Genomic DNA, 10,285 nt, shown 5'->3' on the forward strand with positions numbered 1-10,285 from the left:
TCTCGTCATGGTCTCTCCTGTTCCCGGCATCTAAGCCGAAGTCAGGCAGAAACTCCACTTATCCCCGCTGTGCAGATTTCCCGAGCCAGCTCTTAGCGTCGTGTTCAACTCTTGAGGCGTTCCGCAGCGCGCAATGCAGCCGCCTTGGCTTCGTCCATCACGGACTTGCGCGCCTTGAGGAAAGAGTTGGTGATTTCCGGACCGGCCTTTTCGGGGCTGCCGGCGTCGAACGGTGGATGAGGATCGTATTCGATGATCAGCTGGATCCGCTTGGCTGCTTCGTCGCCGCGAAGCCGAGCGACGATCGAGAGGCCGAAGTCCAGCCCGGCTGTGGATCCGCCGCCCGTGATGATGTTGCCATCCTCCACGACACGGTCATGCAGCGGGATTGCCCCTAATGTCGGCAAGATATCGCGGACGTTCCACAGCGTCGTTGCCCGCTTGCCCTGAAGCAGTCCGGCAGCGCCAAGGACGAGTGTCCCCGTGCATACGGCGGTGACGTATTTCGCACCGGCGGCCATCTCCCTGACGAAGGCGAGCGTTTCGGCATCCTCCATCAGTTCGGTTGAACCGGCGAGGCCGCCCGGAATGAAGAAGACATCCACGTTGCGCGGGCAGTCCTTGAAGTTCGTGGTGGCGGCGACGGGAATGCCGACATCCGTAGATACAGGGGCCTGATCTTTCCAGACGAGGTGGACCTTTCCCCTGGTCATGTTGAACACCGTCATCGGACCGAGAAGATCCAGCAGTATCATCTTCGGGTGGACGAGCATGGCGAAAACCGGGCCTTCCGGCGCGGGTGGCGTTATTTGAGCCGCCGCGCCTTGACTGTTCAACAGGAGGCCAGCGCCGGCTGCAGTAAAAAGCAAATTAAAGTCCCGACGGTTCATGATGTTTCTCCCGTTATAGGCAGATTGAGCCCGCCGCCCAGCTGGCTTCCTGCGATCTTTGATGCAGGCCCGCTCAAAAGCAGCTCTCGGATTTTCGTGATGGCCTCTTGCTTGTCGAGGCCATAGGGGATCATGCCTTTCAACCGACCGTCTGCTCCCACGAGAAGCAATGAGACGGTGTGGCTCATATGATAATCGCCATCTTCGCTCGGCAATTTGCTGGCATGGATCATCCAACCATCGACGACCTTCTTCATCTCTTCCGGTCTCCCGGTGATACCCGTAATGCGGTCGGTGAAGGCGGTGACATAGCCGTGCATGACCTCCGGGGTGTCGCGTTCGGGATCGATCGAGAAGAAATAGGCCTTCAGGTCCTCGCCCTCAGGTCCTAGCGTCTTCAACCAGTCTGCCACCTCATAAAGCGTCGTCGGGCAGACTTCGGGGCAATGCGTGTACCCGAAATAAACCAGTGCCGGGGACCCATGAAAGATCGACGGGCCGACCGGTTCGCCTCGGTCATCTACCAGTGTGAACTGTGCTCTAAACGGTCCCGGTCGCGGACTGTCGGCCGCAACCCAGATCATGACGCCCACCAACAAGGTGACAAAGACGCCAGCCACGGCAAGGCCTGCGACAGCAAGAAGATTGCGTGTCATTTTCCGTGATCCTTGTGCGCGTCATGGGCATTGTGGGCGTTGTGGTCACTGTGATCTTCTGCGCCCTCGACCATGACCGTGCCTTCAAAGCTCGCGAAGAGTGCGAGCGTTTCCGGATCGACATGCGTCTCTGCGTCCGCGAGCTTTGCCGACAGGGCGCTTGCTTCATCTTCTGACAGGCCCATCGATTTCAGGGCGTTGGCCTGTTTCAACCCATCGCCGCTGCACAGATGAATGGTCCAGCCTTCGCCTTTCTTTTTCAGCAGCGCGCGGCCGCCGCGGCCCTCTTGCGTCCAGCCAGCAATGGCCCACTCACCTTCGACGACGACCGGGCCGACCGTCAGAGGCTTGTCGGCTGTCTCGAAGATTGCCTTCATTTTTGCAGGGATTGCTTCTTGGGGATCGGCGGACTGCGGCTCCATCTGCATGGTGGCGTGGTCGCCGTGCTTTGCATGGTCGTCGTGCTTGATCTCGGGCTCGCCGCCAGCCGGCGAGCCAACCGAGAATTCGACTTCGACAGATCCCGCCTTTTCGAAGGCCAGGGTCGCCTTGACGGTTTCGCCCTCCTTGAACGGTTGCTTCACGTTTATGAACATGACGTGATAGCCGCCGGGTTTCAGCTCGACGATTTCGCCTTTGGGAACCGCGATCCCGCCCTGCAGTTCGCGCATGATCATCACGCCGTTGTCGATCTTCATCTCGTGGAGCTGGATCGACGCTGCCCTGTCTGATGTTGCGCTGACCAGCCTGTCGTCGGCACTGCCTTGATTGGTCAGCTTCAGATATCCGCCGCCGACCTTGGCACCCGGCAGCATGGCGCGGGCGTAGGGATGGCCGATTTCGATGTCGCCGACCTTGAACTCGTGGGCGAGGGCTGGTGAGACGAAAGCGAGAATGGCGATTGCGATGGCCGCTAGTCTGGTGGTGAGGGATTTCATGGTGATTTCTCCATAGGATTTGCTTCAACTGATGTCGGTGAAAGGGGAAGGATGACCGGTGTGCCCGACTGGCTGGGAATAAACTCGGCTTCGATCCCATAGACAGATCGCAGAATGTCCGGCGTGATCACCTTCTGGAAAGCCCCGTGGGCAACGAGCCTGCCGCCGTTTAGAAGCATGACGGTTTCGCAATGGCGAGCGGCCAGGTTGAGATCGTGGACGGCGACCAGGACCAGCGCGCCGGTCCGGGCCACATAGTCCTTCAACAGTTTGAGAACATGCATCTGGTGGCGGACGTCCAGAGCGCTGGTCGCCTCATCGAGCAGCAGAAGCTGCGGCTCGCGCAGTAGTCTTTGGGCCAGAAGAACCAGTTGCTGTTGCCCGCCCGACAGGGTCTGCATGCTGCGGGCTGCGAGATCGCTGATCTCGAAAAAGGCCAATATCCGGGAAGCTGCGTTCACAGTGTCATCGGCAATGCGCCAGCCGAGCTGCTCGTGGCGGCCAAGCAGAATGACTTCAAGGACGGACAGTTCGGCCCTTACTTGGCAATGTTGCGGCATGAAACCGATATCTCGGGCGTCGACCGGCTTGCCGCTCCATAGGATCTTGCCTTTTGCAGAGAGCTGTCCGGCAATGGCGTTCAGGAGCGTGGACTTGCCCGCGCCATTTGGGCCTATCAGTCCGACGATCTGACCGGCGGCGATCGACGCGGACACACCGAATAAAATCCTGGTGCGGCCATGTTGGACGTCCACGTCTCTCAAGACCAGCCGCGCCATCATGCCATCCCTCGCTGACCGCGCTTTGCGATGACGGCAAACAGCATCGGCACGCCTGCGACAGCTGTGATGATGCCGACCGGAATGACGGCTGCCGGCGAGACGAATTTCCCGAACACGGAAGCGCCGATAAGAATGATGGCACCAGTTATGGCCGCCAGCGGGAGGGAGAAACGATGGTCTTCTCCGACGAGCGCGCGCGCGACATGCGGAGCAATCAGTCCAACGAAGCCGATGGTCCCGACAAAGGAGACGGCAGCCGCCGTCAGCAGCGCCACAATCAGAAAGGTGTGCCGCCGTATTTTTTCGACGGACAGACCGAGGCTGCGTGCATTGGCGTCACCGAGCCGCAGCGTGGTCAGGGCCCAGGTGCTGCGGGCAATGAATGGAAGGCAAGCGAATGCAATGGCTGCGGTCACCGTGACGCTGGTCCATGACGACTTCAGCAGACTGCCGAACAGCCAGAAAACGATTTGCTGCAACACTTCCGGCGATGCCAGAAACTGAAGCAGCGACTGCAGCGATTGGAAGAAAAACAGGACCGCGATCCCGCCAAGGACCAGGATCTCGGGCGTAGCGCCACGCAGCCGGGCGATCAGGTAGACCAGGGCGCAGGCAACCAGCGTCATGGCAAAGGCGCAGGCTGGAATGACGATGAAACCCGGAAGGGGAATAAGCGAACCGAACATGATCGCCAACGCAGCACCGAAGCCGGCTGCTGCCGAAAAGCCGAGCGTGAAGGGGCTGGCGAGCGGATTGCCGAGGATCGTCTGCATCTGCAGACCGGCAAGGCCGAGGCAGGCACCGACCAGCGCGCCCATGACGGTTTGCGGCATGCGCAATTGCCAGAGGATCGTCGCAACCATGCGATCGTCGCCAGCGGGCCCGGCGAGCAGCCCATACCAGATATCGACAAGCGGCATGCCGGATGGACCGGTGGTCAGATCGAGCACCATTAACAGCACGAGGCAAATAAGGGCACCGATCAGCACGAAACTTCGGCGAGCGGATGCGCGGCGATAGCCGTCGCGCATCCCGTCGATCTCAGCGGAGAATAACGTCATTGTCCGCCATCTTCATAGGGCAGCACGAAGACGCCATCAGCCTTGATCGGCAGCCACTTGTCATAATAGTCGGCAATGTTCTTGGCAGGATCGACGTGCTTGAAGGCGTCCGGATAGAGCTGCTTGGCAATGTATTGCGCATACACATAGTCAGACAGCGTGCGTGCGCCACCATGGTAGATCGCATGCACGCCGCCGGTCTTTACCGCGGGCAGGCCCGACCAGCCCGGACGTGCGAGATAGGCCTTCATGCGCTCGCGGGTGACAGCCGGATCAGCGCCAAAGCCGACCTGAACTGACTGCGGCTTGTTCAACCACTCGGAACCACCGAGAAAAATCAAGTCGGGCTTTTGTGCCAGGACATATTCCGGGCTGAGCGGTCCCCAGTTACCGATCTGGTCCTTGGCAATGTTATGGCCGCCAAGCCTGTCGATCAGCGCACCCCACATCGTATCGCCGTAGGAATTGCCGACTTCGCCAGGTCCCTTTTGTGCTAGTTCGACATAGACTTTCTTGTCCGTCGGGCCGGCTTTCTCAATGCGGGCATGAATGTCGGCCATCGCGTCTTCATAGTTTTTGGCGAGCGTTTCGGCACGATCTTCCGTGCCCATCAGCTTGCCGAGCGCCAAGGTGGACGCGACGTGCTTTTCGACGGTCTGGGCATTGTAGTCGAGCGTCACGATCGGAATGCCGGCAGCTTCAATCTGCTTGATGCCTTCGCCGAGCGCGTCATAGGACCAGGCCGCCAGAATGAGCAGGTCGGGCTTGGCCGCAATCACCTTCTCGATCGAGAACGTATTGTCTTCGGTATTGCCGACATCAGGGATAGAGGCGAGTTTTGGCAGCGCCTTTTCGTACGCCGCGAATTGGTTCGGTCGCCAGTCCTTCCAGGTGGAAAGCGAGAGGGCCACGACCTTGTCGAGTGCGCCTGGCCCAGCGATGGCAAGGTAGTCCTCGTAATAGAAGCTGAGGACAATGCGTTCCGGCACCTTGGTCACCGTAACGGTGCGCCCCTTTACGTCAGTGACGGTGATGTCGGCAAAAGCGGTGGTTGTCATGGCCACAACGCTGATTACGGCAGAAACGAGGAGTTTTTTCATGGTGTTTCCTTGAGGTATTGTTGGCGGGCACGAATGCCCGCCCATCCTGAAATCTGACGGCTGTCAGCTCAGAGCGCGCTTGAGCGGCTTGACGCGCCGGACGATGAGATAGTCGAGCGCAATCACAGTCAGCAGCACGGCGCCTGTTAGCGGGAACAGAAGCGAGACCGCCAGCATGATGATGGCACCGGTTTTCCAGAGTTTCATATCCCCAGGGACCGCAGGCGCCATCAGACGCGACGCACCGGCAGGGCGGCGCTTCCACCACATCACCATGCCGCTGACCGACATGAAGATGATGGACAGACAGAAAACCGTGACGAGCACGATGTTCCAGACGCCCATATCGCCCTCATGGAAAGCGATGCCGACAGCCATCGCCTTGCCGGGGACGCCGTAGTCACTGAATCCGACATCGGCGAGAACCTTGCCGGTATACTGGTCGATGTGGACCGTTCGATCCGAAAGCGGGTTGGCGCTGTCATTGCTCATTGTATCGCGTGACAATGTCCACACACCGCTGTCGTCCGCGGGGAAGCCGAGCTGGAAACGGTTGTTAAAGCCGATCGAACGGGCAAAGGCGACGATGCCATCGAGATTGACCGGTTGGCCTTCGGCGATACCCATCTTGCCTGCATCCGAGCCCGACATTGGCATCGATGTCTGTTCGAGAGTCCACGGCACCTCTTTGACGCCGCCATGGTTCATGCTGGCATGGGTGGCGTCGGAGAGGGGAACATTGTCCCACTTTGCCGCCGGGAAGGTGCTCCAGGCCTGTGTGAACTTGTCGCCCCAGATGCCGGCCCATGAAAGACCCGACACCAGGAAGATCATGAGAATGAGCGAGATGTAAAAGCCGACCGTGACGTGCAGTGACTTCCAGAGTTGACGGCCGCGTGCCGCAAACTGCGGGACGAGAACGCTGCCAAAGCCTTTTCCCTCGCGCGGCCACCAGAGATAGAGCCCAGTGACAATGAGGACGATACCGAAGCCGGCGGCCACTTCAATGAGCCGGTCGCCCAGATCGCCGATCATCAGTGTGCCGTGGATCTTGTTGGCGAGATCGTAAAGACCATTGCGGCGGTCCCAACTGCCCAGCACTGTCCCGTTGTATGGATCGACCGCCACCATAGACGAGGCATCGCCATTATTGACGCGGAAGATCGCAGCGCCCTCTTCAGTGCGCGGTGCGATGTATTGCACGACCTTGCCATTCGGAATGGCGGCAAGCGCCGCATCGGCCTGTGCGGAAACCGCGACCTGCGTCTGCGCAGGTGTCACGGTGTAATATTTCTCGCCATCACGGCCGGACAAAACGCTGGTCCACAGCATCATCAGGCCCGTCAGCGCAAGGACCAGCAGGAATGGCGCCACATAGAGGCCGGCGTAGAAATGCCAGCGCCAGGCGATGAGATAGAAGGATTTGGTCGAAGCCCGTTCGGCTCGCCCATCGGGCATTGCTGATGTCATGGTCATGGTAACTGTCCCCCAGTGTTATGACGGTTGAGAAGAGGTGTGGCCGGAAACGGTGGTCCGGCGCCCAAGCGAAGGCTGGCCCGCAGCGAGGAGGTGCAAGGCGTCCTCGTCGACGATGGTGATGATCTCTGGGTGCTTGAAGGCAATCAGGCCGTCGCGCTTGAAGCTGTTGAGACAGCGGCTGACTGTCTCGAGGGTCAGTCCCAGCCAATCGGCGAGGTCGGCCCTTGTCAGATAGAGCGTGAATGTTGTGGTATTTGCCGCGTCGCTTGATCTTCGCGCAAATTGCTGTGCGAGATCGAGGAGGGCCGTTGCGACTTTTTCCGCAGCTGTTTTGCGCCCGAGAAGAATTGCGTGCGCGTGTGAGCGGTGCAACATCAGGCGAAGTTCATCTTCGACGCCGTCACGCTCAGCGTCTACATCTATCGTTTCCAGATGCGTGAATGTCAGTGCAACGGCGCTGTAGCGCGTCGTGTAAGCAAGTGCATTCCCAAAGACACGGCCCGCTCCCAGCACGTCTAGTATTTGACGGCGACCGTCTGCAAGTTGGTGGAAAAGGCAGATGCAGCCTTCGACGATCCGTACGGTGGCGTCACGGCGGATGCCTTGCAGGATTATGTTCGTCCCAGGCGTGACAAGCCTCAAGCGTGTTCCGCCGCTGGCCTCCCGGTTTAATTTGAGGCAGTCGATCGGCAAAACGGGTGAACTCGCACCCAATAAAGTTCCGTTGAACATGGAAATCGTCCGGCAGCCGTGCCGGAGATTGTCCGCTCAAGGGACATCCACCGGCTCAAACGAAAGAAGCCGCTGCATAGGCAGCGACGGCTCAGGCTTGACTGTCGGAAGGAGGTCCGCGGGGAAACGCGTTGGGCGGGAAGAGCTGACGGTAATGTGCTTCGACACGTGACGGCAGATGACCATCAACCTCACGAAATATCGGTTCACCTGCGGCGTTGTCAGGTGAGGGCAGTATAGTCGATGCGCTCAGCCGGCATGCTTCACAGCCGGAGCCATACCTGTGGTCCTGGTGTTTGGTCTTTCCGTCTTCGCTCGGCAGGCAGAGTACGGGCAACGTCCCGTCCGGGAGAACATATTGCGCGAGTTCTTCAACGGACAACGACAATGGAACTGCAAGCAAGACGGGAGGCTTATGGGCGAAACCAACGCACAGCAACGCTATAGCGCAAAAGATGCGCACAAGTCTTGCCATTGAAGTTGCAGCGTTGCTCATTCGTCAGTGTCCCCGGCACTCAATTAACGCTTTCCAGCCGGTGGGGCAATGCGTCAAATGTGTCGCGTCACTGGGTGGCCAAACATCGATTGATCCTCTGTTTTGCTCTGGACGTAGTCTTGATTCGATTTGCTTCGGTTCGTCAGAGAAGGTTGGGGAGACGAGAATCAACATCCACAATGCGTTGTGTGATGCGGCTCTTTGCAAGCTTGCGGGCGGCCCGGCCCTCGACGACAAGCGCATAGACGCCTTGGTCGCTTTTCTGAAGACGCTCACGGACAAGCGGTACGAGGGTTCGCTGAAGTAGTCCGGTCAAGTTCATCTCGATCAGCAATTGAGGAGTACATTCAGAGCCGGATGCGGCTTCTGGCGAAAACGGTTCGAGGATTAGCCCTTTTCAAGTCAAGATGGCGTTGGTAAGTCTGATCGTGTCCCGTAGCGTGGTGTAGCTTTTTTCAGCCACCTGTGCGTTCCGGTCTGGGCCGGAGGGAAAGTCAACGTGCCACGGCTGGCAGGCTGATGAGAGGATCATCGCTCATTTGAGCGATGGTTTCCAGTGTCATGTATCGGGACCGCTGGACGGCCCATTCGTCGTTCTGTTCGAGCAGGAGCGCGCCGACGAGCCGGATGATGGCGTCTTCGTTCGGAAAGATGCCGACGACCTCGGTGCGTCGCTTGATTTCGCCGTTGAGGCGCTCGATGGGATTGGTCGAGTGCAACTTCGCCCAATGCTGTTTTGGAAAGGTCATGTAGGCCAGCACATCGTTCTCGGCGTGGTCCATGAGCGTGGCGAGTTTCGGCACTTTCGGCCTGATCTGGTCGGCGACACTGCGCCATTGCGTACTGGCGGCCTCTGGTGTCTCCTGCGCGAACGCCGTGGCAATGAAGGCGGAGACGACGCGCCGTCCGCTCTTGCCAGCATGCGCCAGGGCATTGCGCATGAAGTGGACCCGACAGCGCTGCCAGGTCGCATTGAGCACCTTGCCGACGGCGGTCTTGATGCTCTCATGGGCGTCGGAGACGACGAGCTTCACACCCCTCAGGCCCCTGCGGGTCAGCTTGCGTAGAAACTCCGTCCAGATCGGTTCGGCCTCGGAGGTACCGATCTCAAGCCCAAGCACTTCACGGCGTCCGTCCGCATTGACGCCGACGGCAATAATGGCCGCGACCGAGACGATACGGCCGCCACGCCTGACCTTGAGATAAGTGGCATCGATCCAGATATAGGGCCATTCGCCCTCGATGGGACGGTCGAGGAAGGCTTTGACTTTCACGTCGATTTCCTCACAGAGCCGCGACACCTGGCTCTTGGAAATGCCCGACATGCCCATGGCCTTGACGAGATCATCAACCGAGCGAGTCGATAGGCCCTGGATATACGCCTCCTGAATGACGGCCGTCAGTGCCTTTTCCGCCATCCGGCGCGGCTCAAGAAAGCTCGGGAAATAACTGCCAGTACGAAGCTTCGGGATACGCAGTTCCACGGTTCCAGCCCGTGTCTCCCAGTCACGATCCCGGTAGCCGTTGCGCTGGGCGAGCCTGAGCGGCGTCTTCTCTCCATGCGCAGCTCCCGTCACGCTGCCGACTTCCAGCTCCATCAGCCGCTGGGCGGTGAAGCCAATCATCTCGCGCAACAAATCGCTGTCGGCGCTCTTCTCAACAAGCAGGCGCAGGTTCATCATCTCGTCGGTCATCGGTGGTGTCCTTCAGGTTGGTCGTAAGCAACCCGACCCTAACGGATAACACCGATGGCTATGAAATCTCAGCTACACCACGCTACGGGACACGATCGTAAGTCTAGCCGCCGGAGGGGCAGAATGCGAGTTCACTTGCAACGAGGCAGAAATCTGGGCGTGGCGCTCGTCGTTGCCTGCCTACTCGTGTTGCAATCTGTTGCGGGCTCTTTCGCAATTGCCTCCAGCTCCCCTTTTTGTGATTAGGCATGGAATAAGGACCCCGCACATGGGGTGATCGGCGTCCAAACGGGACCCCCATCTGCGATGGGGTTACAACAGCCTCCGGTTTCATCGGAGGCTTTTTGTTTGGATGCTTATTGTGTGAGAGCGGCGGTGCAAAAGTCGGCCACGGTAGCGGCGGCATAATGCTGCTGCGGGCGGAGTAAAATCCGGCCACCTATTTCCTTTCTGCAAC

The 10,285-nt window shown here is 59.2% G+C and carries 9 protein-coding genes; all 9 read right to left on the bottom strand.

The features are described from left to right. Positions 1-104: 104 nt before the first annotated feature. The 9 genes from EV665_RS31350 to EV665_RS31400 all read right to left on the bottom strand — a co-directional run bounded on the left by EV665_RS31350 (position 105) and on the right by EV665_RS31400 (position 9,828). Positions 105-890, bottom strand: a complete 786-nt coding sequence (locus EV665_RS31350; protein ID WP_133037177.1) for a DJ-1/PfpI family protein — start codon at positions 888-890, stop codon at positions 105-107. After that, on the bottom strand, positions 887-1,546 hold the full coding sequence (locus EV665_RS31355) for an SCO family protein (protein WP_133037178.1): 660 nt from the start codon (positions 1,544-1,546) through the stop codon (positions 887-889). Before EV665_RS31355 ends, EV665_RS31350 begins: the two co-directional genes overlap by 4 nt. Continuing rightward, on the bottom strand, positions 1,543-2,484 hold the full coding sequence (locus tag EV665_RS31360) for a copper uptake system-associated protein (RefSeq protein ID WP_133037179.1): 942 nt from the start codon (positions 2,482-2,484) through the stop codon (positions 1,543-1,545). The genes EV665_RS31355 and EV665_RS31360 overlap by 4 nt, the downstream gene beginning before the upstream one ends. Continuing rightward, positions 2,481-3,266: an ABC transporter ATP-binding protein gene (locus EV665_RS31365; protein ID WP_133037180.1), complete on the bottom strand. Its 786-nt coding sequence runs from the start codon at positions 3,264-3,266 to the stop codon at positions 2,481-2,483. Before EV665_RS31365 ends, EV665_RS31360 begins: the two co-directional genes overlap by 4 nt. Further along, a complete protein-coding gene (locus tag EV665_RS31370; protein WP_133037181.1) occupies positions 3,263-4,327 on the bottom strand; it encodes a FecCD family ABC transporter permease in 1,065 nt (354 codons plus the stop codon). Before EV665_RS31370 ends, EV665_RS31365 begins: the two co-directional genes overlap by 4 nt. Continuing rightward, positions 4,324-5,427, bottom strand: a complete 1,104-nt coding sequence (locus EV665_RS31375; RefSeq protein ID WP_133037182.1) for an ABC transporter substrate-binding protein — start codon at positions 5,425-5,427, stop codon at positions 4,324-4,326. The genes EV665_RS31370 and EV665_RS31375 overlap by 4 nt, the downstream gene beginning before the upstream one ends. Positions 5,428-5,490: 63 nt before the next feature. Beyond that, positions 5,491-6,903: a PepSY-associated TM helix domain-containing protein gene (locus tag EV665_RS31380; protein WP_133037183.1), complete on the bottom strand. Its 1,413-nt coding sequence runs from the start codon at positions 6,901-6,903 to the stop codon at positions 5,491-5,493. 18 nt (positions 6,904-6,921) lie between these two features. Continuing rightward, on the bottom strand, positions 6,922-7,638 hold the full coding sequence (locus EV665_RS31385; protein WP_133037184.1) for a Crp/Fnr family transcriptional regulator: 717 nt from the start codon (positions 7,636-7,638) through the stop codon (positions 6,922-6,924). Positions 7,639-8,628: 990 nt separating this feature from the next. Continuing rightward, positions 8,629-9,828, bottom strand: a complete 1,200-nt coding sequence (locus EV665_RS31400; protein ID WP_133037187.1) for an IS256 family transposase — start codon at positions 9,826-9,828, stop codon at positions 8,629-8,631. Between the last annotated feature and the right edge of the window lie 457 nt (positions 9,829-10,285).

It is taken from the genome of Shinella granuli (assembly GCF_004341885.1).
In the GTDB taxonomy this organism is placed as follows: domain Bacteria; phylum Pseudomonadota; class Alphaproteobacteria; order Rhizobiales; family Rhizobiaceae; genus Shinella; species Shinella granuli.

Bases quoted from the DNA above. Each gene is read 5' to 3' on its own strand.
- EV665_RS31350 (WP_133037177.1), bottom strand. From the start codon at position 890: ATGAACCGTCGGGACTTTAATTTGCTTTTTACTGCAGCCGGCGCTGGC.
- EV665_RS31375 (WP_133037182.1), bottom strand. From the start codon at position 5,427: ATGAAAAAACTCCTCGTTTCTGCCGTAATCAGCGTTGTGGCCATGACA.
- EV665_RS31400 (WP_133037187.1), bottom strand. From the start codon at position 9,828: ATGACCGACGAGATGATGAACCTGCGCCTGCTTGTTGAGAAGAGCGCC.
- EV665_RS31365 (WP_133037180.1), bottom strand. From the start codon at position 3,266: ATGATGGCGCGGCTGGTCTTGAGAGACGTGGACGTCCAACATGGCCGC.
- EV665_RS31360 (WP_133037179.1), bottom strand. From the start codon at position 2,484: ATGAAATCCCTCACCACCAGACTAGCGGCCATCGCAATCGCCATTCTC.
- EV665_RS31355 (WP_133037178.1), bottom strand. From the start codon at position 1,546: ATGACACGCAATCTTCTTGCTGTCGCAGGCCTTGCCGTGGCTGGCGTC.
- EV665_RS31370 (WP_133037181.1), bottom strand. From the start codon at position 4,327: ATGACGTTATTCTCCGCTGAGATCGACGGGATGCGCGACGGCTATCGC.
- EV665_RS31380 (WP_133037183.1), bottom strand. From the start codon at position 6,903: ATGACCATGACATCAGCAATGCCCGATGGGCGAGCCGAACGGGCTTCG.
- EV665_RS31385 (WP_133037184.1), bottom strand. From the start codon at position 7,638: ATGTTCAACGGAACTTTATTGGGTGCGAGTTCACCCGTTTTGCCGATC.